The following is a 24,685-nucleotide window of genomic DNA, read 5'->3' on the forward strand; positions in this document are numbered from 1 at the left end:
ACGCGCGTGGCGTACGGTGCCGGTGTCAACGACGACGAGGAGAAGGCGATGACGCACAAGGCGTTGATCACGGGCATCGGCGGCCGGGAACCGAAGATCGACGGCGAGGCCTTCGTGGCCCCCACCGCCTCGGTGATCGGCGACGTGACGCTGGAGGCGGGGGCGAGCCTCTGGTACGGGGCCGTGGTCCGCGGCGACGTCGAGCGGATCTCCGTCGGCGCGCAGAGCAACATCCAGGACAACTGCACCCTGCACGCCGACCCGGGATTCCCCGTGACGATCGGCGAGCGGGTGTCGGTGGGGCACAACGCGGTGGTGCACGGGGCGACGGTCGAGGACGACTGTCTGATCGGCATGGGCGCGACCGTGCTGAACGGCGCGGTGATCGGCGCGGGATCGCTGGTGGCGGCACAGGCACTGGTCCCGCAGGGGATGCAGGTACCGCCGGGTTCACTGGTGGCGGGCGTACCGGCGAAGGTGCGGCGTGAGCTGACGGAAGAGGAGAAGCAGGGAGTGACGCTCAACGGCACCCTGTACTCGGACCTGGCGAAGGCTCACGGAGAAATCCACGGCTAGACCGACGCCCTGAGGGGCGCGGGGCTGCGTCGATTTGCGGCTACCGCCGCGTGGGCGCGACCGGCCACAGACCACCCGCGCCCGACGTCAGTCAGAAGCCCCTACGGTCTCAGCCTCACGCACCGCACTCTGCGCCTTCGCGGCCTTGCGCTTGAGCACCAGCATCGACGTGAGCCCGATCAGCACGGCGAGCACCAGCCCCAGCCACGAGAACCGCTTCAGCCACGACTCCGCGACGATCCCCACGTAGTAGATGACGGCCGTCGTACCGCCCGCCCACAGGATCCCACCGAGAACGTTGGCGATCAGGAACTTCCAGTACGGCATCCGCAGCACACCCGCCAGCGGCCCCGCGAAGATCCGCAGCAGGGCGACGAACCGGCCGAAGAAGACGGCCCACATGCCCCACTTCTCGAAGGACCGCTCCGCCGTGGCGATGTGCCCCTCGCTGAAGTGCCTGGGGAATTTCCTGCCCAGCCAGGCCAGCAGCGGCCGACCACCCTTGCGGCCGATCGCGTAGCCGATCGAGTCGCCGATGATCGCTCCCGCGCTGGCGCAGGCACCGAGGATGAACGGGTCGATCTCACCGTGCTGGGAGGCGAGCAGCGCGGACGAGACGAGGATGATCTCGCCGGGCAGCGGAATGCCCAGGCTCTCCAGGCCGATGACCAGGCCCACCAGCAGATAGATGCTGACCGCGGGTACGGTCTCGAGCCACTCCTGGACGTGCACCGCCGGTTCCTCCCGTTGTCCTGTGTTTCCGGCGCACGCTCCACGCGAGCGTGCGCCGGGGCAGCCTACCCGTTGAGTGGGACGGTGGCGGAGTCCCACAGGTTGCACCGGTGCTCACGGTGCACGGTCGCACTCAAGGCGTTACCCCCGGCGGACGCCGTCCGCAGCGAGAGCACGGTCCCCGTCCCGCCGGGCATCGAGGGCTGTCCGTCCGCCCGCGGCGCTCCTCCGCGGATGAAGGATCCCCAGTACTGGACCATCTGCCGCGCCAGCACCTTCTGCTCGGTGTTCAGCGGGGACCGGAGGCCGAAGTGCTTGAAGAGGTACTGCAACTCGTTGACATGGGTGGCCCCGAAGTCGAAGTCGGTCCCCAGATTGCGCAGTGAGGCGAACGGCGGGGAGGTGCGGTCGGCGAACTCGTACCCGTAGACCGGTCCGCGACCGGCGAGCACGCCGTCGAGCCGTAGCGCGCTGCACGCGAAGAGCCGGTCGCCGAGGGCCGTGGCATAGCCGATCGTGGGGGTCGGGTACGCCGAGACCGGGTAGCGCCGCAGCGCCTGCTCGCCGAATTCTTCCCGCATGACCGTCGGATACTGCTCGGCCGTGAGGGGCTTCCCGCCGAGGTCGAAGCGGGCGAAGGCGAAGAGCCGGCCCTCGTCCTGGTTCGCCCCGTTCATCACCGGCACCCCGGCGGCGGCCCCCCGGGCGAAGGCGTCCGAGGGCTGGGTGGGCAGGAAGCGTCCGCCGGCCACCGGCCCCCAGTCGAACTCCCCTTGTGCGGCGAGGACTTCGGCGGCCGTCTTGCCGCGCAGACAGGCGACCGTCTCGCACCCGAGCTGCCGTGCGAACGCGGCTCCCTGGCTCACGGCCGTCTCCCGCGTCCGGGCGGCGCAGTCGTCGTACGCCCCGCTCTCGATGACGCCCGCCCGGAACAGCCCCTTCGCCGTGGGCGAGGCGAGCTGGGTGCAGACCGAGCGGCCGCCCGCGGACTCTCCGGCGATGGTGACACGGCCCGCATCGCCGCCGAAGCGGCCGATGTTGGCTCGGACCCAGCGCAGCGCCGTCTGCTGGTCGAGCATGCCGAAGTTGCCGGAGACCCCGTCGCGGGCCTCATCGTCGAGACCTGCGGTGGCGAGGAAACCCATCGCGCCCAGGCGGTAGTTGATGGTGACCACGACCGTGCCGGTCTGCCGGGCGAAGGTGTCGGGGACGATGTCCTGTCCGGCCCCGGCGGTGAGCCCGCCGCCGTGGAACCAGACCATGACCGGGCGGTGTCCGGCGCCCTCGGGGACGTACACATTGAGGTCGAGGCAGTCCTCGGTGTGCGAGGGCTGCTCGTACCCCGGGTCCCAACTCGACGCCTGGACGCACTTGTTGCCGAAGTCCTGTGCTGTACGCGCCCCGTGCCACGGCCGGACCGCTCTCGGTTCCTTCCAGCGGAGCGCGCCGACGGGCGGCTCGGCGTACGGGATGCCGAGGAACTGCCGTCCCTCGGCGGTGACTTCACCTCGTACGAGACCCGCTTCCGTACGGACGACGGGGTCGGACGTGCCGACCGCCCGAGCGGGTGCGGGGGTCAGCGCGGCCGCGAGTGCCGTCAGGGCGACGGCGATCGCCCCGCCCAGCGGACGCAGGGCCGGTCGCCGGGAGACGGTGTCGGTCATGAGCCGTCACTCCTTCGGTGTGCGGGCACGACTTTGTGAACACATCCGGTGGGAAACGCCATGGGCGCGGCGGGAAAACTATGACCGTTGGTGACTCGTGTCAATGAGTTGAACAAGAAGCGGCCGGATGCCGACAAGAACCGAAGGAGGGGCCGCCTCGACGAGGCGGCCCCAGGGTCAGTGAAGGAGGAATCCGACCGCGGTGACGACGGTTCCCTCGACCGGCACGTCCTGGAGGACGCCCGGATCCTCGGGTCCGTCCCGGTGGTCGACCTGGGCCGCGCGCGGCTCGTACTCACCCGCCTCGCCCGGAGCGTGGCCGTCGGGCTCCTCGGGGAGCACCGGCGCGGCGGTGGGTGACTTCGAGGTGGTGTCCGGGAGTTGGCGATCCTCGCCCTCCTCCTTCTCCCCCTTCTCCTTCGTCCCGCCCTTCTCCGTCTTCTCCGTCCCGTCTTCCCTCTCTTCCGTCTCGCCCTTCTTCCGCGTCTCCGCGGTGGGCGTGTCCGCCGTCTCGAACAGCCACCCCTGGTCCGCGGATCCGTCGCGCTCGACCACTACGACGTCGAGGTCCTTGTCGGGTGCGACGACCAGCCCCTTGCCCCAGCGCAGCAGGAGTTCACCGCGGACGGTGAGGTCGTACTGGACCTCCCCGGCGTGCACCAGGCATCCGGCGAGGACGACCGAACCGTCATCGGTGTCGGCGCCGAGACAGAGTGTGGGATCGGCGAGGCTGCGCAGCAGACCGTCGTCCTGGTACGACCACTGCTGGGACAGCGCCGGGGAGCAGGCCGCGAGCACCGTCGCGGAGCCGGCCTCGGCCTTGTTCCCACGGATGTCGAGGCAGAGGTCGGCGGCGCGGCTGCGGAGTCGGCCCTGGCCGATCTCCACGGGTTCGCTCGCGGAGGCGGCCGACGGGGAGCCGTCGGACGAGGGCACCGAGTCGGGGCTGGGCACGATGTTGTTGCCGCTGGGCGCACCCCAGGTGACACCGGGGTCGGGGACACCGTTGTCATCGGACCAGCCCTTGGCGACGAGGACGGTCGCGAGCAGGGCGAAGGAGGTCAGGCCCACGACCATCGCCGCCTTGGTGTGCCGTCTCGGTGCGGCGACACGAGTGGGCCGGTGCCGGCCGCCGCGCGGACGGGCGGCCGAAGACTGGCTCGAACCACCGCGCCCGGGCCGGGAGTCGAGATAGCGCCGGGCGCCCCAGCCGAGCACCGTCTCGGCGAGCAGCGCCTCGAGGCCGCCCTCGAAATGGCTGAGCTGTTCGGCGGCGTGCCGGCAGTGGCGGCACTCCATCAGATGCTGCTGCACATCGGGGAGCAGGGCGCCGCCACGGCGAATCGGGACGTCGAGGAGGCGGTTGTAGAAGCGGCAGTCCTTGGAGGGCGCGAGTTCCCGGTGGGCTCGTACACAGCCCTCCCGGAATTGGTCGCGTGCCCGTTCCAACCCGTCCGCCGCCTGGGGGATGTCGACCCCCAGCAGACCGGCCGGTACGGATATGTGCTCGGCCTCGACCTCGACATGCCACAACAGGCATTGGGAGGCACCCGGAAGGGCCTGGAATGCGCGCTCGGCGAGCTGTCGCCTTTCGGGGGTGGCACCCCGTGCGGCGCGCAGTCCGCGGCCGCCGGTGGTTTTGCCCAGCTCCGGCAGCGCCGCGGAAATGCGGTCCTGTGCGGCCCACTCCTTCACCGTGTCCCGTACGGCGGTCAGGAGTTGGGGCCGCACCGCACCCCCGCCCGCCCGTCCGAGCACCCGGTGGAACGCCGCGGCGGCCACGAGCTCCGCCGAACCGGACGAGGAGGCCAGACAGATGACGGCGTAGTCATGGGTGGCCCGCCAGTGCCGGGCCATCAGCAGCGCGACAGCCCGTTCACCGCCCTCGGCACCGCCCAATTGGGCGACGAGATTTCGGTCGGTCTCCCCCGGAGTGGCTCCGGGTCGCGGCTGATAGGGGGGCCTTGGGGGGTAAGGGGATTGCACTGAACCATTTCCTTCCAAGCCGCAGGACGGCATGGCTATTGCGCGTCCGCCGGAAAGCAGGTGCGTGATTGGTGCATACCTATGCCGCGTCAGGTACGGTGCGGTCATTCGGGGCGGTCACTTTCGCACACGTGAATCATGGGAAACAAGAAGTTCGAGTGACCAAGGTTCAAAACGCAATGAATTCAGATAAGTTACCGGCGGTATCCGCACCCGCATTCGAAGCCCCGAACCGGCCGACCCCAAGTTGTGTGCAACCAAAGACAGTTGACACACGAAATCTCCAACTTTCGCGACCTCGGGCCCGACACACAGCGCGCTCCCATGTCTCTCCCTGGAAGCTCTCATTCCCGTCGGCCAGCATGGGCCGCATGATCGTCCCCCACAACCCCATCGACCCCGCGCCCTCCTCCCCCGGCGGCCCCGTACGCAAGGCGGTCGTCCCGGCCGCAGGGCTCGGCACGCGCTTCCTGCCCGCGACCAAGGCGACGCCGAAAGAGATGCTGCCGGTCGTCGACAAGCCGGCCATCCAGTACGTCGTGGAGGAGGCGGCCGCGGCCGGTCTCGACGACGTGCTGATGATCACCGGTCGCCACAAACGGGCCATCGAGGACCACTTCGACCACGCCTTCGAGCTGGAGCAGGCCCTCGCGGCGAAGGGCGACACGGTCCGCCTCGACGCCGTGCGCGACCCGGCCCGCCTCGCCAACATCCACCACATCCGGCAGGGCGAACCCCTCGGCCTCGGCCACGCGGTGCTGTGCGCCCGTCGGCACGTCGGCGCCGAGCCGTTCGCCGTCCTGCTCGGCGACGACCTCATCGACCCGCGCGAGACACTGCTCAGCCGGATGCTCGACGTCCGTGACGAGCACGGCGGGAGCGTCGTCGCGCTGATGGAGGTACCCCGCGAACAGATCCATCTCTACGGCTGCACCGCCGTGGAAAAAACGGGTGCCGAGGATGTCGTCCGCGTGACCGGGCTCGTGGAGAAGCCGTCGCCCGAGAACGCGCCCAGCACCTACGCGGTCATCGGCCGCTATGTCCTCGACCCCGCGGTCTTCGACACCCTGGAGCGCACCCCTCCCGGCCGCGGCGGCGAGATCCAACTGACCGACGCCCTCCAGGAACTCGCCATGGGCGGCACGGTGCACGGGGTCGTCTTCGAAGGACTGCGCTACGACACCGGCGACAAGGCGGACTATCTGCGCACGGTGGTCCGGCTGGCCTGCGACCGGCCCGACCTGGGGCCCGAATTCCTCGCCTGGCTCAAGGAGTTCGTCACGGCGGCCGAGAACGGCGGAGCCGAACGCCGGCGGCTCGCGGCCTGATCACACACCATGGCCCCGACCGACGGCCGGGGCCTCGTCAGGACGCGCGGCTCAGCCGTTGGGACGCAGGGTCCAGACCACGGTCATCTCACCGGTCACCGCCCCGTCGGCACGGCGGATCTCGATCGTCACCGGGAACTCGGGGCGCTCCCCCGCGTCCAGTTCGGCGACCACGTCGGCGGCAGGGCGGCCCAGGGTCGCGGTGGCGGTGACGGCTCCCATCGCGAGCTTCTTGTACGCGATCTCGGCCTTGACGGCGAGCGGCACGGCTCGCGAGAGCTGGTCCCCGAACGCGGCGAGAACGATGGTGCCGCTGGCGGTCTCGCCGAGCGTGAACATCGCGCCGGCGTGCGGGCCGCCCACGTGGTTGTGGTACTCGCCCTGGTCCGGCAGGGACACCACGGCCTTCTCCGGCGTGGTCTCCAGGAACTCGAGGTGCAGGGTCCGGGCCATGGGGACGGTGGCGGACAGCATCTCGCCGATCGACATCTGGTCTGCGCTCATGACGGGCATGTTACCCACGAGTAGCCTCGCATGGCCAGGTCGGTGTGGTGATCGTCGTATCCTTACCGCCCATGTGGCCAGGAGAGCGACCGCCGGGGGGCGGAACTAATCCGCAGCAGGACGCGAACCCCTATCAGCAGCCGGGATATCAGCAGCCCAACCCGTACACCGCGCAACCGCCGCCCGCGCCGGACGGCGGGAACCGGCGTACGAGAACCGTCGCCCTCGCCGCGACCGCGGCCGTCGTGGTCGCCGCCCTGGTGACCGGCGCCGTGTTCCTCCGGGGCGGCAGCGACGACGAGGCGGCACCGGACCCGACGCGTTCCTCGGCATCGCCGTCCGCGTCCGGCAACCCGCGCACGGCCGACGGCCAGAAGCCGACCGTGGACGGCTGGAAGGTCGTGGTGAACACGGACCTCGGCGTCGCCTTCGACGTTCCGGCGGACTGGGCGCTGGAGTCGAGGGACTGGGTGTCCTACGTAGCGGAGGACGACGATCCCGGCGAGACACCGCTGGTCGCCATGAAGGGACCCGCCGTCCTCAAGGCGCAGTGGTGCACCTCCGACGACGACAAGGACGGCACGACCGACGACACCCCGTTGGCGAGCGCCGGATCACGGGGCAACAACGGCGCGCGGAGCACCGAGGAGATCGCCCGCGCCGACTCCGCGGCCTGGGTCTACGGCATGTACACCCAGCCGGACAAGAAGAAGGTGACCACCGCGAAAGCCACCTCCTTCACCACCGCGTCGGGCCTGACCGGCAGCGTCGCCACGTCGGAGTCCTCCGGGGTCGAGCGGCAGGACAAGTGCGACACGGACGGCAAGGCGACGACCTTCGCCTTCAAGAACGCCGAGGGCGACTTCGCGTCGTGGTCGTTCTTCGGCGCCGCGGGCGTCGACGAGGAGGTTCCGCAGGCCACGGTCGAGGAGATCCTGAGCACGGTACGCGTGTTCACGCCCGAGGAGTCCTGACTTGCTACGTCCCTGACAAGGGGCGGTGACCGAATCGATGCACCGACGCCACTAAGGTGACTGCCCATGTGGCCAGGACAGCAGCCGCCCGGGGGCGAGCAGAACCCGCAGGACCAGAACAATCCGTACCAGCAGCCGGGGTACCAGCAACCCAATCCGTACCAACAGCCCGGCTATCAGCAGGCCAGCCCCTACGGGCAGCAGCCCCAGTGGGACACGCCCCAGCCGCCGCAGCCCGGAGGTCCCGGTGGCGGCGGCGGTGGCAGCCGTACGAAGATCACGGCGATCGTGGCCGCCCTGGCCGTCGTCGTGGCCGCCGGTGTGACCGGCTTCCTCGTCCTGGGCGGTGACAAGGACGACGAGGCGGACGGCGGCTCGGACAAGCAGACCGGCCGGTCCGCGCCTCCGTCGAAGTCCGCCTCGACCGATCCGTCCGCGTCGGCCTCCGGCTCGGACGACAACCCGCGGGGCGGCGAGGAGGAGAAGGCGACGATCGACGGCTGGAAGGTCGTCATCAACCCCAAGTGGGGCACCGCCTTCGACGTCCCGGCGGACTGGCAGGTCGAGTCGCCGGGCATGCTCATCGGCTTCGAGGAGGACGACGCCAAGGCCGGCGACAAGCCCATCATCACCATGTCGGCGCCGGCGTACCTCAAGGAACAGTGGTGCACCTCCGACGACGACAAGGACGGTGACAAGGAGGAGACCTCCCTCGCCACCGCGGGCACCAAGGGTGCGAACGGCGCCAAGGACACCGACGAGGTCGCCCTCAACCAGGTCGCGTGGTGGGTGTACGGCGGCTACACGCAGCCGGACAAGAAGAGCATCACCCTCGACGAGAAGGCCAAGGCGTTCACGACGACGTCGGGCGTCAAGGGCAGCATCGCCTGGGCCCGTTCGAAGAACACGCCCCAGAAGGGCAAGTGCGCGAGCGACGGCAAGGCGGTCACGTTCGGGTTCAAGAACTCCGCCGGTGACTTCGTGGCGTTCAGCCTGTACGGGGCCACGGGCGTCGACGAGGAGCTCCCGGACGCCACGATCACGAAGATCCTGAGCACGGTCCGGCTGCACGGCGAGCCGACGGGCTGAGCCGTGGGGAGGCCGGCCGCTTGCCGGATGTGCACGGCACCGGCCTCCCCGCCCCCCTAAGGTTGTCGGCCATGTGGCCAGAACAGCAGCCGCCCGGGGGCGAGCAGAACCCGCACAACCCGTACCAGCAGCCCGGGTACCAGCAACCGAATCCGTACCAACAGCCCGGCTATCAGCAACCCACCCCTTACGGGCAGCAGCCCCAGTGGGACATACCCCAGCCACCGCAGCCCGGAGGCCCCGGTGGCGGCGGTGGCAACCGTACGAAGATCACGGCGATCGTGGCCGCCCTGGCCGTCGTCGTGGCCGCCGGTGTGACCGGCTTCCTCGTCCTGGGCGGTGACAAGGACGACAAGGCGGACGAGGGCGGCGACCCGACCCCGACCGCCACGACCCCGGCGCCCACCTCGGCGAGCCCGAGCACCGAGGACGATCCGCGGGGCGGTGACGGGGCGAAGGCGACCGTCGACGGCTGGAAGGTCGTGGTCAACCCGAAGTGGGGCACCGCCTTCGACGTCCCGGCGGACTGGCAGGTCGAGTCGCCCGGCGTGTTCATCGGCTACGAGGACGAGAAGAAGGGCGACGGCTCGGCCCTCATCGGCATGTCCGCACCGGCCTACGTCCAGGAGAAGTGGTGCACCTCCGACTCCGACAAGGACGGCACCACCAGCGACAAGGCGCTCGGCACGGCCGGCACCAAGGGCCAGAACGGCGCCAAGAACACCGCCGACGTCGCCCGCAACGACTCGGCCTGGTGGGTGTTCGGCGGATACACCGACCAGAAGGACGCCTCCAAGAAACTGCTCACCATCGGCAAGGCGAAGGCGTACACCACGGCCTCGGGCATCGAGGGCAGCGTCGCCACGACCTACTCGACGGGCGTGCCGAAGACGGACAAGTGCGACACGAACGGCAAGGCGACGACGTTCGCGTTCAAGAACTCCACGGGTGACTTCGTCTCCTGGACTTTCCACGGGGTCAAGGGCACCGGTGACGAGGTGCCGGACGCGACCGTCCAGAAGATCCTCAGCACGGTCCGGCTGCACGGCGAACCCACGGGCTGACCAGCAGGTCAAAGGCCGGAATCGGTTTGGCAAGTCGTGGGCGGTACGGGGATAGTCGGCCGGTGACCTCCGCCGACGCCCCGATACGCCGCCGCAGACCCGACTGGGCCGGCCGCAACTACAGCCTGCTGACCGCCTCGGCGGTCGTCACCAACCTCGGCAGCCACGGCGCGCTGATCGCCGCCGCGTTCGCCGTCCTGGAGACCGGTGGCGACGGCGGTGACGTGGGACTCGTGGCCGCCGCGCGGACGCTGCCGCTGGTGGTGTTCCTGCTGATCGGCGGCGCGATCGCGGACCGGCTCCCCCGGCACCGGGTGATGGTCGCGGCGAACGCCCTCAACTGCGTGTCGCAGGGCGTCTTCGCGGTGCTCGTCCTCGCCGGGGATCCGCAGCTGTGGCAGATGATGCTGCTCACCGCGCTGGGCGGCACCGGCCAGGCGTTCTTCAGCCCGGCGGCCGAGGGCATGCTGATGTCCTCGGTCTCCGGCGAGCAGGTGAGCCGGGCCTTCGCGGTGTTCCGGATGGCGATGCAGGGTGCGACCGTGGGCGGGGCCGCGCTGGGCGGCGCGATGGTCGCCGCGATCGGCCCGGGCTGGGTGCTGGCGGCGGACGCGGTGGCGTTCGCGGTGGCCGGAGCCCTGCGCTCCTTCCTGGACGTGAGCCATATCGCGCCACGCACACCGGGCGACGGCCTGCTCGCCGACCTCCGGGAGGGCTGGCAGGAGTTCAGCAGCCGGCCGTGGCTGTGGGGCATCGTCGTACAGTTCTCGATCGCGAACGCGGTCGTGGCCGCCGCCGACGCGGTCTACGGCCCGCTGGTCGCCCGCGACCATCTGGGCGGGGCGGGCCCCTGGGGCCTGGCCCTGGGCTTCTTCGGCGCGGGCACGGTCGCCGGTGCCCTGCTGATGACCCGCTGGAAGCCACGCCGCCTGCTGCTCTGGGGCACCCTCGGAATCTTCCCCCTGGCCCTCCCCTCGGCCGCCCTCGCGGTGCCCACGTCGGCCGGGGTCCTGTGCGCGGTGATGTTCCTGACCGGCGTGACGGTGGAGGTCTTCGGGGTGAGCTGGATGACATCCCTCCATCAGGAGATCCCGGAGGACAAGCTCTCCCGGGTCTCGGCCTACGACTGGTTCGGCTCCGTCGCCATGGTGCCGCTGGCGACCGCGCTGGCCGGTCCGGCGGAGTCGGCGTTCGGCCGCTCCAACGCGCTGTGGGGCTGCGCGGCGCTGGTCGTGGTGGTGACCGCGGCGGTGCTGTGCGTACCGGACGTGCGGAACCTCAGGCGGCGCAGCAAACCGGTGGCACGGTCCGCCGCAGTCGGCTCAGCCGATACCGAACGCCCCGTCGGGGGGCTCGGGTGACGGCACGGCGTCCTCGTCCCGCACAGGCCGCGCACCGCCGGTGAAGTCCCGCAGGGCGGCCCCGTGCTCGACACGGGCGGGGAAGGCGTCGGAGGCGGTGAGCCGGGCGAGCGCGGCCGTGTCGAAGGGCTCCCGGGCGGCGACCACCACGGCGTTCCCGAACCGCCGGCCCCGCAGCACCCCCGGCTCGGCGATCAGCGCGAGCTCCGGGAACACCGTGCCCAGGGTGGCCAGTTGGGACCGCAGGAAGGCGAAGGGCGCCGCGTCGGCGAGGTTGGCCAGATAGACGCCCCCGTCGCGCAGCACCCGGTCGGCCTCCCGGACGTATCCCAGGGACGTGAGGTGCGCGGGGACCCGCGAGCCTCCGAAGACATCGGCGACCAGCACGTCCGCGGAGTCGGCCGGAGCCGCCTCCAGCCACGCCCGCGCATCGGCCCCGTGCAGGGCGATCGAGGCCCCGTCGGGCAGCGGCAGATGCTCCGCGACCAACCGCAACAGCTCCTGATCGGCCTCCACGACATCCTGCCGGGACCCGGGCCGGGTGGCGGCGAGGTAGCGCGGCAGGGTCAGCGCCCCGCCCCCGAGGTGCAGCACGTCCAAGGGCCGCCCCGCCTCCGCGACGGTGTCCAGCACATGCCCGAGCCGACGGGCGTACTCGAACTCCAGGTGCGTCGGCTCGTCCAGATCGACGTACGACTGGGGCGCCCCGTCGACGGTGAGCAGCCAGGCCCGCGCACGGTCGACGTCGGGCATGAGCTTGGCGAACCCGTGATCGACGGCACGGGCGACGGGGATTGGCTCGGTCACCCCGTCATTGTGCCGGTGACCTTTCCGTCCCGCGCCGGCAGGGACGTGCCCCGAAGGGGGCGCGGGGAACTGCGCGGCCGGCCACAACGGCCCCGCAGTCCCCCACACACATCAGCCACCCTCACTGGACGGCTGTCACGGTCCCCGCACCGACGGTCCGGCCACCCTCACGGATGGCGAATCCGAGCCCGGGCTCCAGAGGCACCTCACGGCCCAGCTCAACGGTCATCCCGACCGTCTCCCCCGGCCGCGCGACAGCCACCTCACCCAGGTCGACGTCCCCGACCACATCCGCCGTACGGATGTAGAACTGGGGCCGATACCCCGTCGACACCGGCGTCGTCCGACCGCCCTCACGCGAGGACAGCACGTACACCTGCGCCGAGAACCGCCGTCGCGGCTCCACGCTGCCCGGCGCGGCCACCACATGCCCACGCCGTACGGCGTCCCGGGGAACGCCCCGCAGCAGCAGCGCCACGTTGTCCCCGGCCTGCGCCTCGTCCATGGGCTTGCCGAAGGTCTCGAGCCCGGTGACGACGGTCTCGACCTCCGCCCCGAGCACTTCGACCCGGTCGCCCACCCGGACCGTGCCCCGCTCCACCGCACCGGTGACGACCGTCCCGCGGCCGGTGATGGTGAGCACGTTCTCCACCGGCAACAGGAACGGCGCGTCCAAGTACCGCTCCGGCATGGGCACATACGTGTCCACGGCGTCGAGCAGCGCGTCGATGGACGCCGTCCACCGCGGGTCGCCCTGGAGCGCCTTGAGCCCGGAGACCCGTACGACAGGCACCGCGTCGCCGCCGTACCCGTGCGTGGTGAGCAGGTCACGGACCTCCAGCTCGACGAGTTCCACGAGCTCGTCGTCCGCCGCGTCCGCCTTGTTCAGCGCGACGACCACGTGGTCCACGCCCACCTGCCGGGCGAGCAGCACGTGTTCGGCGGTCTGCGGCATGATCCCGTCGAGCGCGGAGACGACGAGGATCGCCCCGTCGAGCTGCGCGGCGCCGGTGACCATGTTCTTGACGTAGTCGGCGTGGCCCGGCATGTCCACGTGCGCGTAGTGCCGGGTGTCGGTCTCGTACTCGACGTGCGCGATGTTGATGGTGATGCCGCGCGCGGCCTCCTCGGGGGCCCGGTCGATGCGGTCGAACGGGACGAAGGTGCCGGTGCCGCGGTCGGCGAGGACCTTGGTGATGGCGGCGGTCAGGGTGGTCTTGCCGTGGTCGACGTGGCCCATGGTGCCGATGTTGAGATGCGGTTTGGTGCGCACGTATGCCGTCTTGGGCATGGCGATTCCTCGAAGCCTCTTCGTTGGTGGCGGGGACCCCGGGGAACTGGCCGACCCTCCCCCTGCGGGGTCCGCCGGACAATCCGGAGAGGGTCAGCTTCGGGCGCCGTCGACAGCAGCCAGGAAGATTTCAACGGCAGCCTTCGGTGCATCCGCGACTGCGGATGCTGCGAAGAGGAAGGCGTGCCGGAACATGAGGCCGATCATTGCCGACGCCCCGCCCTGCGTCGAATGGTTTTTCGAGCTACGGGACGTCAGGCGCCGATGTTCCTGAGTGCTTCCCGCACCGACAGCGGCGCGAAGCGGCCCTTCTCCCGGGCGAGGAAGGCCCGTACGGCCTCCGGGTCGGTCTTGGCGTACTCGCGCAGCGCCCAGCCGATCGCCTTGCGGATGAAGAAGTCGGCGTGCCCGGACTGGCGCAGGCAGTAGGTGAAGAGGCGGTCGGCGTCGGTGTGTTCTTTGTAACGCAGTTGGTGGAGCAGGGCGGTGCGGGCGATCCACAGGTCGTCGTCCACGATCCAGGCGTCCATGTCGGCCGTGAGCTTCGGGTCGGCGGTCACCCTCGCGCCGACGACGTGCGCGGCGAGCAGGTCGACGGTGTCCCACCAGGGGACCGTGGAGACGAGGTGCCGGGCCACCGGCAGGAAGCCGGACGGGAGCACGCGCGCGTGGCGGCGCAAGTAGTCGACGGCGAAGTACTGGTACTCGCGCTCGGGCAGCTCCCAGCAGCGGAGGGCGATCGCGGTGCAGTCGGCCTCGTCGGGGCGGGGCGTGCCCTCCAGGACGGTGCGGGACAGAGCGCGACGCACGGGCGTGGTGAGGCCGAGGAAGGGGGCGACGTCCTTCATGTACGCGCGCATGGGCTCGGCCCGCCCGGGGTCGGCCGCGGCGCCGTAGACGGCGGTGAGCCGATCCAGGACGGTGTCCGCAAGGGTGCTCTGCGGCAGTGAGGGAGATCCCACACCTGTGACGCTCATGAGACGAACCATACGGCGATCACACACATTGGTCGGTTAGTGTCACCGGATGCTCGATGCCACCACCCGCTCTGGGGGCACCGCCACGGCCGCTCCCCCGGCCACCGCCACGGAGCTCGCCCTCGCGGCACCCGTCACGGTCGGTCTCGCCGCCCGCTTCTCGAGAGTGCTGCTCTCGCCCTGGTCACGGCTGTCCCTGCTCGTCGCGCTCCTCGTGGCGGCCGGGGCGACCGTGCTGCTCCTTGAGCCACAGCGGCTGCTGGCCGACGGCTGGCCACCGGAGCTCGGCGGGGCCGCGGCCGCCCTGGTGTACGCGGTGGCGTACGGGCTGTGCTCGGTGGCGTTCGTGCCGCGCCCGCTGCTGAACCTGGCCGCAGGCGCTCTCTTCGGCTCGCAGCTGGGTCTCGGCGCCGCGCTGGCGGGCACGGTGCTCGGCGCCGGCATGGCCTTCACGCTGGGCCGGGTGCTGGGCCAGGACGCCCTCCGCCCGCTGCTGCGCGGTCGTCTGCTGCAGGGCGCGGACGGCCAGCTCAGCCGCCACGGTTTCCGCTCGATGCTGGCGATCCGGCTGTTCCCAGGCGTCCCGTTCGCCGCCGCCAACTACTGCGCCGCGGTCTCACGCATGGGCTACGTGCCGTTCCTGCTGGCGACGGCGCTCGGCTCGATCCCGAACACCGCCGCGTACGTCGTGGCAGGGGCCCGTGCGTCGACACCGACGTCCCCGGCGTTCCTGATCGCGATGGCGGCGATCGCGGTCCCGGCGCTGGTGGGAGCGGTGGTGGCCTGGCGCAAGCGCCACCACCTCCGGGCACGCTGAAAAACGCCGGTTAGGGACGCGCCCCGAAGGGGCGCGGGGCTGTATCGATTTGCGGCTCCGCCGCGTGGCGCGACCAGCCCCCACCGGCCCGCGGCCGCTCACACACGCTCAAGCACCATGGCGTTGGCGAGCCCACCCGCCTCGCACATGGTCTGCAACGCATACCGCGCCCCGCGCTCCCGCATGGCATGCACCAGTGTCGTCGTCAGTCGCGTACCGCTCGCCCCCAGCGGATGCCCGATTGCGATGGCACCCCCGTGCACATTGACCTTGTCGAGGTCCGCACCGGTCTCCTGCCGCCACGCCAGGACCACGCTGGAGAACGCCTCGTTGACCTCGAACAGGTCGATGTCGTCCAGGGTCAGTGAAGCCCTCCGCAGCACCTTCTCCGTGGCCGGGATGACGCCGGTCAGCATGAGCATCGGATCGGACCCGGTGACGGCGAAACTGTGGAGCCGGGCCAGCGGCCGCAGTCCGAGCCGGGCCGCGGTCTCGCTCGACGTGATCAGCACAGCCGACGCACCGTCGTTGATCGGGCTCGCGTTGCCCGCCGTGACGTTCCACTCGATCTGCGGGAAGCGCTCGGCGAAGGCCGGGTCGTAGTAAGCGGGCTTGAGCCCGGCGAGGACCTCGGCCGTGCTGGACGGCCGTACGCACTCGTCGCGCACCACACCCTCCAACGGCGCGACCTCCGCGTCGAACAGTCCCTTCTCCCAGGCCTCGGCCGCCTTGAGATGTGACGACACCGCGAACGCGTCCATCTGCTCGCGCGCGATCGACCACTTCGCCGCGATGAGCTCGGCGCTGATGCCCTGCGGGACGAGCCCCTCCGGGTAGCGCTCGGCGACGCCGGGGCCGAAGGGGTCCTTGCCGGGCGGCACGTTGGACCACATCGGGACCCGGCTCATCGACTCGACGCCACAGGCCACGACGAGGTCGTACGCGCCGGACATGACGCCCTGGGCCGCGAAGTGCACGGCCTGCTGGGAGGAGCCGCACTGGCGGTCCACGGTGGTCGCCGGGACCGTCTCCGGGAAGCCTGCCGACAGGAGGGCGTAGCGGGTGGTGTTCATGGCCTGTTCGCCGACCTGGTCGACGGTGCCGCCGATGACGTCGTCGATGAGGGCCGGGTCGACGCCGGACCGCTCGACGAGGGTCCGCAGGGTGTGGGCGAGGAGTTCGACGGGGTGGACGTGCGCGAGGGCACCGTTCGGCTTGCCCTTGCCTATCGGGGTGCGTACGGCTTCGACGATGACTGCGTCACGCATGGACGGCCTCCAACACTAGGAATCCGGGCGCTACCGGTCAGTAGGAAATCCAAACTCACCATAGCTCCGTAGGTTGGAAATTCAAACCCTCCCCTAGGATTAGCCCCATGGCCGCCACCAAAGACCCGCGCCCCTGCTCCATCGCCGACACCCTGGCGCTCGTCGGCGAGAAGTACTCCCTGCTCGTCCTGCGCGAGGTCTGCCTGGGCAACGGTCGCTTCGACCAGCTGGTGCGCAACATCGGCGCCCCGCGCGACGTCCTCGCCACGCGTCTGCGCCGGCTCGTCGACGCCGGGATCCTCACCAAGAGGGCCTACAGCGAGCGGCCGCAGCGCTTCGAGTACCGGCCCACCCCGGCGGGACTCGAACTGGAGCCGGTCCTGATCACCCTCATGGCCTGGGGCGACCGCCACCTCCGCAAGGACGACGACCGCCCCATGGTGGTCGAGCACGCCTGCGGCAACGAACTGGCCCCGCTCGTCACCTGCACGGCATGCGGCGACCAGGTCCGCCACGAGGACCTCACGGCCCATCCGCAGACACCCGGCTGGACGGTTGCGGGGCCTTCGGCGGCGTAAGGGTATGCGGGCCGGTCAGCCGTGCGCGCGGCAGAACGCGCGAACCTCCCGGTTGAAGTCCTGCGGGCGCTCCAGGTTGCTGACATGCCCGGCGCCGGGCAGCACCACCAGCTCGGCGCCCGGAATCGCCGTGTGGAACGCGTGGGCGACGCTCAGCGGTGAGCGCGCGTCCAGTTCGCCCCAGAGCAGCAGCGTCGGCACCGTGATCCCGGGCAGCAGGTCGTTCTGATCGGTCTCGGCCATCATGGCGAGCTGCGCCCCGAGCGTCTCCGGGCGCGCGTCCCGCGCCATGGCGTCGAGGAGCGGCACGAACTCGGCGGGCGGGTCCCCGGCGAACAGTCCCGGCAGCGTCGGATCGAACTGATCCCGGGGCACGGCGAGCATCCGCTTCGCCCCCGCGACGCGGGCCGCCACCTCTTCCGGGGGCAGGGAGCCCTTCCAGCCGGCGTAGGTGTCGACCAGGAGCAGCGTCCTGACGAGTGCCGGATGACGGCGGTACAGCTCCAGCACGACCGTCCCGCCCCAGGAGAGACCGGCGACGTGGGCCGGGCCGAGCCGCAGCCCGTCGATGAGCGCGGCGAGACAGTCGGCGTAGTCCGCGAGGCCGAACCCGGGAGGGATGCCCGAGGACCGTCCGGACCCCGGCTCGTCCCAGGCCACGACCGTGAACTCATCGGCCAGCCCGGAGAGTTGCGGCTGCCACATGCGCGCGTAGACGGCCGCGCCGTGCACGAGGACCAACGGTGGCCCCTGTCCGACGCGCTCGTAGGCGATCTCGAGGTCGCCCACCTGCACCGTGGCCATGGCTCCAGGCTAGGCGCCTCCGCCCCTGGTGTCGCGGCGGAACAGCCGGGTCAGACCCCCTGGTAGACGTCCAGCCGCCCGCACATCCCGAACCTGCCGTGCTCCGAGGGCTGTTCGGACCGCACGACGGCGTCGGTGAGGTGGGAGAGATCGCCCTGTTCGAGGCGGTCGAGCTGCTCCCCCGTCGCCGCGGCGGCGGCCGCCGCACCGTTGCGCCAGCGCTCCCGCCACTCGGCCAGTCGCGGCCGTACGAGCGCGGCGGCCGCGCGATGGAAGTCGGCCAGCCCCTCGGGAGCCTCCCGCAGCGTCCGATAGCCCTCCAGGGCGAGGTCGCGGCGGGCTCGTGCGGCACGCTCCCGTTCGGCCTCGGGCGCGTCCGCGGGGATGGCGGTCGCGGCGGCGTACGTCCGCGGGTCGCTCAGGTACTCCGGGGGCAGCGTGAGCACCGCGTCCCCCGCCTCCGGCAGCCCGCTGTTCTGCATCAGGACGGTGACGCGCAGATCGTCCTCGTTGACCAGCCGGTGGACGGTGCCCGGCGTGAACCGGGCGACCGTGCCGGGTACGAGGGGCGTGACCTCGTACCCGGACGTCGTGAGGGTCTGCACCGAACCCCGGCCGCCGGTGACGACGTACGCCTCCGAACAGGTCAGGTGCATATGGGGTGTTCCGCCGGAGACGCCGTCGGCGGCGGGCCAGTCGTACACGCACAGATGCGAGACGGCGACCCCGCCGGGCAGTCCCTCGAAGGCGGTCACCACGGGTGTGCCTCCAGGTACTTGGCGATCTCCTCCCGCTCCCAGGCACCGTCGGCGACGACGACGCGGTAGCGGCGGGTGAGGGTGTCGCCGGGGGCGAGTACTAGTTCGTCGTAGAAGGCCCAGGAGGGGGCCACGCCGGCCCACGGTTCGTTGCGGACGAACCAGTGGGCCGGGTGGGCGCCTTCGGTGCCGAGTTGGTCGTTCTCCGGGGCGTGCTCGAAGACCAGGGTGGCGTGGCCGTCCGTGCCGTCGTGCTCGCCGGAGAGGGCCAGCCAGGGGGCCTGCTTGCCCAGGAGGCCGGGGCCCTCGGCGTCCGGCGCGAGGATCCGGCCGTCGCGGAAGGCGCGCGGGCCGCGCCAGAACAGGCCCGTGTACCCGGCGAGTTCACGCCCGGCGGTGGTGGGGCTGCCGAAGACCAGCGGCTCGTCGCGCCGGTTGGTGATGGCGCTCGTCCAGGTCAGCGCCCAGGAGCGGGACTCCTGGTCGACGTCGTGGATCTCGATCCGGCGCACTTCGTCGGCCCACAGCTCGCCGCTGTACGGGTGCCAGGTGAGCCGCTCGGCGATGACGACCCGGTCGCCGTCCGCGGAGACCTCGTCGAAGCCGACGTGGGCCATCGAGCCGACGCGCTCGGGGAGTTCGAGGTAGCCCTCGCCGTGCACGTACGAGTTGCCGCCCCACAGGTTGGCGCCCGACAGGTGCGAGGCGGTCAGGGACAGGCCCTTGTGCCAGCGGTGGTCGTTGGGCCGGTAGTCGGTGACGACGTCGCCCGCCAGGGTCCGCAGCGGGTGGATGTACGGCTTGGGGGCCTCCCAGGCCGACTCCGGCCGGTAGACGTAGGAGAGCAGCTCCACGCCGGTGGCCGGGTCGGTCACGGTGATGCGGTCGCCGTGCGCGTGGACGATGCGCAGCCCGGTCATACGGGCACCTCCTCGCTGACGACGGGGGCCCAGCCGGGCGCGTTCCCGTGCATGGCCGTGTAGAACGGGTCGCCCGGGCCGATCTCGCCCGCCCTCACCGTGACGTCCGTGAAGGCCGACTTGTACAGCGCGGCGACCAGCTCCAGGCTGCCACGTCCGTCGGCACCGCTGCTGCGCGGCCGCTCCCCGGCGCGCATGCCGGCGACCAGCTCGCGCAGCTGCTCCGTGTGGGAACTGGGCACGTCCGCGCCGAAGTCCCGCCAGGCGGCGACCTGCTCGTCCGGTACGCCGGGCGCCGGGGTGATGGCCCAGTTCTCGTTGCTGTGACCGTACAGATGGGTGAGCTCGACGGTCGCGCGCTCGCAGTCGATGCGGATGCGGCTGACCTCGTCGGGGCTCAGCACGCTGTTCACGACGGTGGCCAGCGCACCGTTCTCGAAGCGGACCAGCGCGGTGGAGACGTCCTCGGTCTGTACGTCGTGCACCAGCCGCCCGGCCATGGCGCGCACCTCGCTCCACGGACCGAGCAGGTCGAGGAGGAGATCCATCTGATGGATGCCGTGGCCCATCGCCGGGCCACCGCCCTCGGTCTCCCAGCGACCGCGCCAGGGCACGGCGTAGTACGCGGTGTCGCGGTACCAGGTGGTCTGGCAGTGCGCGACGAGCGGGCGGCCCAGGTCCTGCCCGTCGAGCAGCCGGCGCACATGCCGGGTGCCGGAGCCGAAGCGGTGCTGGAAGACGATCGAGGCGTACGGGCCGCCTTCCTTGCCCTCCTCCGCCTCCACGGCGTCGAAGTCGGCGAGCGTCGGCACCGGCGGCTTCTCGCACCACACCCAGGCCCCGGCGCGCAGCGCGGCGACGGTCTGGTCGCGGTGCAGGGTCGGCGGGGTGCAGATGCTGACGAGGTCGGGGCGCTGCTCGCGCAGCATGCGGTCCAGGTCGGTGTACCCGTGCGGGACACCGCCCGCCGCACAGAACTCCTCAACGGCCTTGGCATCGATGTCAACCGCCGCGACCACCTCGACCTCGCCCTCCTCGGCGAGCACGCCGAGCGCGGTCAGGTGGGAGCCCCGGGCGATGGCGCCGGTACCGATGACGGCTGCCCGGATGCGACGGCCGTCGTAGGGAGTGGTGGGTGACATGGACGCGATCAGCACTCCTCGAACGAACGGCGGACAGCGCCGACACCTGCCATAGGAGCAGCAAGCGCTTTCTCTCCGCAGCAACCTAAGCGGCCGCACCCTGGCCGGTCAACAGCGCGGATGCCCTGCTCACCGGCGCTCGGCCCGCACCCTGTGCCAGGCCTGTCATCCGAGGCCGCTAGGCTGCCCCCCACACCTGTGATCACCGCGCCCGGACGGCTCGGTGTGCCCGTCGCTCCTCCTCCGATCAGCGCTTGGACTCCCTACCTTCATGTCTTGGTTTGAATCCTTCATCCTCGGACTCGTCCAGGGGCTGACCGAGTTCCTCCCCGTGTCCTCCAGCGCGCATCTGCGCCTGACCGCGGCGTTCGCCGAATGGGAGGACCCGGGCGCGGCCTTCACGGCGATCACGCAGATCGGCACCGAGGCGGCCGTACTGATCTACTTCCGCAAGGACATCGGGCGGATCATCTCGGCGTGGACCAGGTCACTGTTCAACAAGGAGATGCGGAGCAACCACGACGCCCAGATGGGCTGGCTGGTCATCGTCGGCTCGATCCCCATCGGGGTGCTCGGCGTGACGCTCAAGGACCAGATCGAGGGGCCGTTCCGCGATCTGCGGATCACGGCGACCATGCTGATCGTGGTGGGCATCATCATCGGCATCGCCGACCGGATGGCGGCCCGCGACGAGAGCGGCGGCAAGCACCGGGCCGCCAAGCAGCGCAAGGGCCTGGAGGACCTGGGCGTACGGGACGGCCTGATCTTCGGCCTCTGCCAGGCCTGCGCCCTCGTCCCGGGCGTCTCCCGCTCCGGCGCCACGATCAGCGGCGGCCTCTTCATGGGCTACAAGCGCGAGTCCGCGGCCCGCTACTCCTTCCTCCTCGCCATCCCCGCGGTCCTCGCGTCCGGCCTCTTCGAGACCAAGGATGCGATGGAGGGCGGCCACGTCGACTGGCCCCAGACGATCTTCGCGACGATCATCGCGTTCGTCGTCGGATACGTGGTCATCGCATGGTTCATGAAGTTCATCTCGACCAAGAGCTTCATGCCGTTCGTCTGGTACCGCATCGCACTCGGCATCGTGATCATCCTGCTGGTGACGTTCGGCGGGCTGAGCCCGCACGCGGCGGAGTCGGCCGGCTGACACCCACGACAGCGGAGTCAACACGTTCACACAGCGAACACCGTGACCCATCACATACGTTGTGTGTAGCCGTTCGGTAGCGCAGTGTCAGTTCCTGCGCTTAGGCTTGTCCGCATGCCCCCCTATTCCGTGGCCTCTGGTTCCGTGCGGTCTGCTGCCGAAGTGAACGAGCAGATCCGTGCGCTGTGGATGCGAGCAGGCGGATCCCTGTCGGCCCAGGAGCGCAAGGAATACGAGTTGTTGGTGGTCGAGTGGGCGGCCGCGATCCGTGGGGCCGTCATCAAGGCGGCCTGAACCAAGGCCTGCGGCTCAGTCGTTGGCGGGGCCGTAGCGGAGGACACCGTCGCGGGGCACCAGATACCCGATGCCCCGCTTCTCCGGCAGCTCACCGGCCAGTGACGCCGCGTCGATGCATCCGGAGACCTCCCATCCGACGGCGGCACAGCTGAAGGGCACGCTGCGGAATGCCTCGATGGCGATGGCGGCCAGCCAGTCGTCGATCAGGGCAGAGCGGTAGAAGGGCCGACCGTCCCAGTAGGCGACTCCGGCGGCGTCCAGCGCACTCTCCGGCACATAGAAGTCCAGCCAGTCACTGCTGTCGTCACCACCACGCACCGCCATGACCCCGCATGCGACGAGGTCGCCCGAGGGCAGCCGCACCCGCCCGAGGAGATGCCCGAACTCCTCCAGCGAGGCGACCGTGCAGGACACGACCTCCTGCTCCGCCGGCTCCCGGTCCCCATGCCCGTAGCACCCCTGCACGCCTGCCGCGGCCCACACCGCGCCCAGGACGGCCTGAAGACCGGCGTCGTCCGTCGAACCGACCTCGATGCCCAACTCGTAGGAGCCGCCGGACCAGAACTGGTGGCGGAAGTCAGCGGCATGCGTCATCGCACGATGATCCCTCACCGGTCGCCGAAGCGCCTCCTAAGATCCACCCCATGGAACATCTCGACAGCGTCCCCCCGCGCCAGGGCCTCGTCATCTTCCTGAACGGCACCTCCAGTTCGGGCAAGTCGAGCATCGCGACCGAGCTGCTGTCGATCCTCGACGAACCCTGGTTCCACATGCCCGTGGACGCGTTCCACGCGATGCGGTCGAGTGTCCCCGTGCCGCCGGACCAGGAGGGCACCCTGCTGCACCGCACCTGGCAGGGCTTCCACCGCGCGGTCGCGGGGATGGCGGCCGCGGGGAACAACGTCGTCGTCGACCATGTGCTGAGCGCCCAGTGGCGGCTCCACGACTGCCTGTCGCTGTTCGCACCCCGGGACGTGGTGTTCGTCGGCGTGCACTGCCCGCCCCTGGAGCTGGCGCGCCGGGAGCGTGAGCGGGGCGACCGGCCACCCGGGCTCGCGGCCGGCCAACTGGAGCAGGTGCACTCCCACGGGATCTACGACATCGAGTGCGACACCGACAGCGCCACCCCGCGGGAATGCGCCCTGCGCATCAAGGAGTTCCTGCCGGACCGCCCGGCACCGACGGCGTTCGAGCGGTTGCGTGTGCTCCTCTGACCTGCCGGGTCACCGGTCCTCCGACCTGTGATGATGGAGACGGCTTCGCCGCTGGGGGCAGGAGGCCGGCGTACCGCGGGCCCTCGGCCGTGGTCGCACCAACGCCCGAAATCCCTCGTACGGCACCGGAGTTCTCTTCGCTACCGTCGTGCCATGCGAGCCATCGTCATAGGCGCAGGCATCGGAGGGCTGGCCGCGACACTGAGTCTGCGCCGGGCCGGGCACGAGGTCACGCTGGTCGAGCAGTTGCCGCGGTTCACCGAGGCCGGCGCCGGGATCCAGCTCGCGCCCAACGCCACGCGGGTGCTGCGCCGTCTGGACCGGCTCGACGCGGTCGCCGCGCAGGCCGCCCCGCCCGGTCCGCTGAGCTTCCGCACCTGGTCCGACGGGACGGAGATCTGCCACTACGCGCTGGGCCGCGAGGTCGACGACGCGTTCGGGGCGCCCTATCTGCAACTGCACCGGGCCGATCTGCAACAGGCCCTGGCCGCCGCCGTGCCGCCCGAGTCGGTGCGGCTCGGCACCCAGGTCGTGGGAATCTTCCAGGACGACAGGTCCGCCCAGGTGATCACGGCCGGCGGCGAGCGACTGACCGCGGACCTCGTCGTGGCCGCGGACGGCATCCGCTCCGCGGCCCGCCAGTGGCTCTTCGGCGCGGACGAGGCGGTGTTCTCCAGGACCGCCGCGTACCGTGCGCTCCTCCCGGCCGAGCAGGTCGCCGATCTGGACCTGCCCGACACCGGGATCTGGCTCGGCCCCGGCCGGCACTTCGTCCACTACCGGGTGCGCCGCGGCGAACTCCTCAACATCGTGGCCGTGTTCGGGACGGAGACGGCACGGGAGTCGTGGACCGCCCTCGCGGAGCCCGGAGAGCCGCTGCACGCCTTCGAGGGGTGGGATCCCCGGATCGTCCGGGTCCTCGAACGCGCGGGGCGGATGTACCGCTGGGGCATCTACACCCGTACCCCGCTCGCCCGTTGGAACTCCGGACGGGTGACCCTGCTCGGCGACAGCGCCCACGCGATGGTGCCGTTCCAGGCCCAGGGTGCGGCCCAGGCGATCCTCGACGCGGCCGTGCTCGGCGACTGCCTCACGGACACGGACCCCGCCGACGTACCCGCCGCGCTCGACCGGTACGTACGCCGCCGGCTGGCCACCGCCACGCGGATGCAGGCCCGTTCCGCGCACGCGGGCAACGAGTTCCACCTGCCGGACGGGCCCGAGGCCGGGGCGCGGAACGCCCGGATGGCGGCGCACGCTGCCGAACACGAGTTCCTGCCGGTGGCGACCGCATGGGCGGCCGACGTCCTCGACGAGCAGGCGGCGCAGTGAGTCGTCATCCGGCCCACCACCCGAATGTCACCGCACGCCTCTTGGCCCCGCCCGC

At 71.0% G+C, this 24,685-nt stretch carries 25 protein-coding genes; 12 read left to right on the forward strand and 13 right to left on the reverse strand.

What is annotated here, in order from left to right; translation table 11 throughout:
- Window positions 1–48: 48 nt before the first annotated feature.
- Entirely contained in the window at window positions 49–576 is a 528-nt protein-coding gene (locus OHU89_RS09715; RefSeq protein WP_405654402.1) for a gamma carbonic anhydrase family protein, read from the forward strand.
- An 87-nt stretch (window positions 577–663) separates the two neighbouring features.
- On the opposite strand, the gene OHU89_RS09720 is transcribed toward OHU89_RS09715, so the two are convergent.
- The 3 genes from OHU89_RS09720 to OHU89_RS09730 all read right to left on the reverse strand — a co-directional run bounded on the left by OHU89_RS09720 (window position 664) and on the right by OHU89_RS09730 (window position 4,991).
- Window positions 664–1,308 (reverse strand): DedA family protein, encoded by a 645-nt coding sequence (locus OHU89_RS09720; RefSeq protein ID WP_405641719.1) that lies wholly within the window; start codon window positions 1,306–1,308, stop codon window positions 664–666.
- Between the two features lie 65 nt (window positions 1,309–1,373).
- Window positions 1,374–2,972 (reverse strand): carboxylesterase/lipase family protein, encoded by a 1,599-nt coding sequence (locus OHU89_RS09725; RefSeq protein ID WP_405641721.1) that lies wholly within the window; start codon window positions 2,970–2,972, stop codon window positions 1,374–1,376.
- A gap of 177 nt (window positions 2,973–3,149) precedes the next feature.
- Window positions 3,150–4,991 carry an RICIN domain-containing protein gene (locus OHU89_RS09730; protein WP_405641722.1) on the reverse strand — a complete coding sequence of 614 codons (1,842 nt, stop codon included), beginning with the start codon at window positions 4,989–4,991 and terminating at the stop codon, window positions 3,150–3,152.
- A 338-nt stretch (window positions 4,992–5,329) separates the two neighbouring features.
- Between OHU89_RS09730 and galU the strand changes: the two genes are divergently transcribed.
- Window positions 5,330–6,286: a UTP--glucose-1-phosphate uridylyltransferase GalU gene (gene galU / locus OHU89_RS09735; RefSeq protein WP_405641724.1), complete on the forward strand. Its 957-nt coding sequence runs from the start codon at window positions 5,330–5,332 to the stop codon at window positions 6,284–6,286.
- A 51-nt stretch (window positions 6,287–6,337) separates the two neighbouring features.
- Here the strand turns inward: galU and OHU89_RS09740 are convergent, their stop codons facing one another.
- A complete protein-coding gene (locus OHU89_RS09740) occupies window positions 6,338–6,790 on the reverse strand; it encodes a DUF4442 domain-containing protein (protein WP_405641725.1) in 453 nt (150 codons plus the stop codon).
- A 71-nt stretch (window positions 6,791–6,861) separates the two neighbouring features.
- Between OHU89_RS09740 and OHU89_RS09745 the strand changes: the two genes are divergently transcribed.
- From OHU89_RS09745 to OHU89_RS09760, 4 genes are all read left to right on the forward strand, one after another.
- A complete protein-coding gene (locus OHU89_RS09745) occupies window positions 6,862–7,764 on the forward strand; it encodes a hypothetical protein (protein ID WP_405641727.1) in 903 nt (300 codons plus the stop codon).
- Window positions 7,765–7,830: 66 nt separating this feature from the next.
- Window positions 7,831–8,853, forward strand: a complete 1,023-nt coding sequence (locus tag OHU89_RS09750; protein ID WP_405641729.1) for a hypothetical protein — start codon at window positions 7,831–7,833, stop codon at window positions 8,851–8,853.
- Window positions 8,854–8,924: 71 nt separating this feature from the next.
- Window positions 8,925–9,917: a hypothetical protein gene (locus OHU89_RS09755; RefSeq protein WP_266895365.1), complete on the forward strand. Its 993-nt coding sequence runs from the start codon at window positions 8,925–8,927 to the stop codon at window positions 9,915–9,917.
- Between the two features lie 62 nt (window positions 9,918–9,979).
- A complete protein-coding gene (locus tag OHU89_RS09760; RefSeq protein ID WP_405641731.1) occupies window positions 9,980–11,278 on the forward strand; it encodes an MFS transporter in 1,299 nt (432 codons plus the stop codon).
- Here OHU89_RS09760 and OHU89_RS09765 read toward each other — a convergent pair.
- The 3 genes from OHU89_RS09765 to OHU89_RS09775 form a co-directional block, all read right to left on the reverse strand.
- A complete protein-coding gene (locus tag OHU89_RS09765; protein ID WP_405641733.1) occupies window positions 11,240–12,085 on the reverse strand; it encodes a spermidine synthase in 846 nt (281 codons plus the stop codon). The genes OHU89_RS09760 and OHU89_RS09765 overlap by 39 nt on opposite strands.
- Before the next feature lie 121 nt (window positions 12,086–12,206).
- The gene (gene tuf / locus OHU89_RS09770) at window positions 12,207–13,376 is read right to left on the reverse strand and encodes an elongation factor Tu (protein ID WP_405641735.1); all 1,170 of its coding nucleotides are present in this window, start codon (window positions 13,374–13,376) and stop codon (window positions 12,207–12,209) included.
- Between the two features lie 254 nt (window positions 13,377–13,630).
- Window positions 13,631–14,353: a DNA alkylation repair protein gene (locus tag OHU89_RS09775; protein ID WP_405641736.1), complete on the reverse strand. Its 723-nt coding sequence runs from the start codon at window positions 14,351–14,353 to the stop codon at window positions 13,631–13,633.
- 49 nt (window positions 14,354–14,402) lie between these two features.
- On the opposite strand from OHU89_RS09775, the gene OHU89_RS09780 reads away from it, so the two are divergent.
- Window positions 14,403–15,170, forward strand: coding sequence for a TVP38/TMEM64 family protein (locus OHU89_RS09780; RefSeq protein ID WP_405641738.1), 768 nt, complete (start codon window positions 14,403–14,405; stop codon window positions 15,168–15,170).
- 98 nt (window positions 15,171–15,268) lie between these two features.
- On the opposite strand, the gene OHU89_RS09785 is transcribed toward OHU89_RS09780, so the two are convergent.
- On the reverse strand, window positions 15,269–16,438 hold the full coding sequence (locus OHU89_RS09785; protein ID WP_405641740.1) for a thiolase family protein: 1,170 nt from the start codon (window positions 16,436–16,438) through the stop codon (window positions 15,269–15,271).
- A 107-nt stretch (window positions 16,439–16,545) separates the two neighbouring features.
- Here OHU89_RS09785 and OHU89_RS09790 point away from each other — a divergent pair, with 107 nt between their 5' ends.
- Entirely contained in the window at window positions 16,546–17,016 is a 471-nt protein-coding gene (locus OHU89_RS09790) for a winged helix-turn-helix transcriptional regulator (RefSeq protein ID WP_405641741.1), read from the forward strand.
- A gap of 15 nt (window positions 17,017–17,031) precedes the next feature.
- Here OHU89_RS09790 and OHU89_RS09795 read toward each other — a convergent pair whose 3' ends face one another.
- Genes OHU89_RS09795 through OHU89_RS09810 form a run of 4 tightly spaced genes read right to left on the reverse strand, consistent with a single transcriptional unit; the run spans window position 17,032 to window position 20,640 of the window.
- A complete protein-coding gene (locus OHU89_RS09795; RefSeq protein WP_405641743.1) occupies window positions 17,032–17,820 on the reverse strand; it encodes an alpha/beta fold hydrolase in 789 nt (262 codons plus the stop codon).
- 50 nt (window positions 17,821–17,870) lie between these two features.
- Window positions 17,871–18,578: a cupin domain-containing protein gene (locus OHU89_RS09800; protein WP_405641745.1), complete on the reverse strand. Its 708-nt coding sequence runs from the start codon at window positions 18,576–18,578 to the stop codon at window positions 17,871–17,873.
- Window positions 18,572–19,498 carry a PmoA family protein gene (locus tag OHU89_RS09805; RefSeq protein WP_405641747.1) on the reverse strand — a complete coding sequence of 309 codons (927 nt, stop codon included), beginning with the start codon at window positions 19,496–19,498 and terminating at the stop codon, window positions 18,572–18,574. The genes OHU89_RS09800 and OHU89_RS09805 overlap by 7 nt, the downstream gene beginning before the upstream one ends.
- On the reverse strand, window positions 19,495–20,640 hold the full coding sequence (locus tag OHU89_RS09810) for a Gfo/Idh/MocA family protein (RefSeq protein ID WP_405641749.1): 1,146 nt from the start codon (window positions 20,638–20,640) through the stop codon (window positions 19,495–19,497). The genes OHU89_RS09805 and OHU89_RS09810 overlap by 4 nt, the downstream gene beginning before the upstream one ends.
- Window positions 20,641–20,911: 271 nt before the next feature.
- On the opposite strand from OHU89_RS09810, the gene OHU89_RS09815 reads away from it, so the two are divergent.
- Complete coding sequence (locus OHU89_RS09815) at window positions 20,912–21,787, forward strand: undecaprenyl-diphosphate phosphatase (protein ID WP_266895344.1); 876 nt, start codon at window positions 20,912–20,914, stop codon at window positions 21,785–21,787.
- Window positions 21,788–21,901: 114 nt separating this feature from the next.
- The gene (locus tag OHU89_RS09820; RefSeq protein WP_266895342.1) at window positions 21,902–22,081 is read left to right on the forward strand and encodes a hypothetical protein; all 180 of its coding nucleotides are present in this window, start codon (window positions 21,902–21,904) and stop codon (window positions 22,079–22,081) included.
- Window positions 22,082–22,096: 15 nt separating this feature from the next.
- On the opposite strand, the gene OHU89_RS09825 is transcribed toward OHU89_RS09820, so the two are convergent.
- A complete protein-coding gene (locus tag OHU89_RS09825) occupies window positions 22,097–22,678 on the reverse strand; it encodes a hypothetical protein (protein WP_405641752.1) in 582 nt (193 codons plus the stop codon).
- A gap of 50 nt (window positions 22,679–22,728) precedes the next feature.
- Here OHU89_RS09825 and OHU89_RS09830 point away from each other — a divergent pair, with 50 nt between their 5' ends.
- Window positions 22,729–23,298 (forward strand): chloramphenicol phosphotransferase CPT family protein, encoded by a 570-nt coding sequence (locus OHU89_RS09830; RefSeq protein WP_405641753.1) that lies wholly within the window; start codon window positions 22,729–22,731, stop codon window positions 23,296–23,298.
- Window positions 23,299–23,451: 153 nt separating this feature from the next.
- On the forward strand, window positions 23,452–24,630 hold the full coding sequence (locus tag OHU89_RS09835; RefSeq protein ID WP_405641754.1) for an FAD-dependent monooxygenase: 1,179 nt from the start codon (window positions 23,452–23,454) through the stop codon (window positions 24,628–24,630).
- Window positions 24,631–24,685: the final 55 nt, after the last annotated feature.

Source organism: Streptomyces sp. NBC_00019, assembly GCF_045041015.1.
Lineage (GTDB): Bacteria > Actinomycetota > Actinomycetes > Streptomycetales > Streptomycetaceae > Streptomyces.

Excerpts from the sequence above, each read along its gene's own strand:
- OHU89_RS09820 (WP_266895342.1), top strand. The coding sequence starts at position 21,902 with ATGCCCCCCTATTCCGTGGCCTCTGGTTCCGTGCGGTCTGCTGCCGAA.
- OHU89_RS09725 (WP_405641721.1), bottom strand. The coding sequence starts at position 2,972 with ATGACCGACACCGTCTCCCGGCGACCGGCCCTGCGTCCGCTGGGCGGG.
- OHU89_RS09790 (WP_405641741.1), top strand. The coding sequence starts at position 16,546 with ATGGCCGCCACCAAAGACCCGCGCCCCTGCTCCATCGCCGACACCCTG.
- OHU89_RS09835 (WP_405641754.1), top strand. The coding sequence starts at position 23,452 with ATGCGAGCCATCGTCATAGGCGCAGGCATCGGAGGGCTGGCCGCGACA.
- OHU89_RS09805 (WP_405641747.1), bottom strand. The coding sequence starts at position 19,498 with ATGACCGGGCTGCGCATCGTCCACGCGCACGGCGACCGCATCACCGTG.
- OHU89_RS09775 (WP_405641736.1), bottom strand. The coding sequence starts at position 14,353 with ATGAGCGTCACAGGTGTGGGATCTCCCTCACTGCCGCAGAGCACCCTT.
- OHU89_RS09785 (WP_405641740.1), bottom strand. The coding sequence starts at position 16,438 with ATGCGTGACGCAGTCATCGTCGAAGCCGTACGCACCCCGATAGGCAAG.
- OHU89_RS09810 (WP_405641749.1), bottom strand. The coding sequence starts at position 20,640 with ATGTCACCCACCACTCCCTACGACGGCCGTCGCATCCGGGCAGCCGTC.
- OHU89_RS09780 (WP_405641738.1), top strand. The coding sequence starts at position 14,403 with ATGCTCGATGCCACCACCCGCTCTGGGGGCACCGCCACGGCCGCTCCC.
- OHU89_RS09825 (WP_405641752.1), bottom strand. The coding sequence starts at position 22,678 with ATGACGCATGCCGCTGACTTCCGCCACCAGTTCTGGTCCGGCGGCTCC.
- OHU89_RS09730 (WP_405641722.1), bottom strand. The coding sequence starts at position 4,991 with ATGCCGTCCTGCGGCTTGGAAGGAAATGGTTCAGTGCAATCCCCTTAC.
- OHU89_RS09740 (WP_405641725.1), bottom strand. The coding sequence starts at position 6,790 with ATGAGCGCAGACCAGATGTCGATCGGCGAGATGCTGTCCGCCACCGTC.
- galU (WP_405641724.1), top strand. The coding sequence starts at position 5,330 with ATGATCGTCCCCCACAACCCCATCGACCCCGCGCCCTCCTCCCCCGGC.
- OHU89_RS09745 (WP_405641727.1), top strand. The coding sequence starts at position 6,862 with ATGTGGCCAGGAGAGCGACCGCCGGGGGGCGGAACTAATCCGCAGCAG.
- OHU89_RS09795 (WP_405641743.1), bottom strand. The coding sequence starts at position 17,820 with ATGGCCACGGTGCAGGTGGGCGACCTCGAGATCGCCTACGAGCGCGTC.
- OHU89_RS09755 (WP_266895365.1), top strand. The coding sequence starts at position 8,925 with ATGTGGCCAGAACAGCAGCCGCCCGGGGGCGAGCAGAACCCGCACAAC.
- OHU89_RS09750 (WP_405641729.1), top strand. The coding sequence starts at position 7,831 with ATGTGGCCAGGACAGCAGCCGCCCGGGGGCGAGCAGAACCCGCAGGAC.
- OHU89_RS09715 (WP_405654402.1), top strand. The coding sequence starts at position 49 with ATGACGCACAAGGCGTTGATCACGGGCATCGGCGGCCGGGAACCGAAG.
- OHU89_RS09830 (WP_405641753.1), top strand. The coding sequence starts at position 22,729 with ATGGAACATCTCGACAGCGTCCCCCCGCGCCAGGGCCTCGTCATCTTC.
- tuf (WP_405641735.1), bottom strand. The coding sequence starts at position 13,376 with ATGCCCAAGACGGCATACGTGCGCACCAAACCGCATCTCAACATCGGC.
- OHU89_RS09815 (WP_266895344.1), top strand. The coding sequence starts at position 20,912 with ATGTCTTGGTTTGAATCCTTCATCCTCGGACTCGTCCAGGGGCTGACC.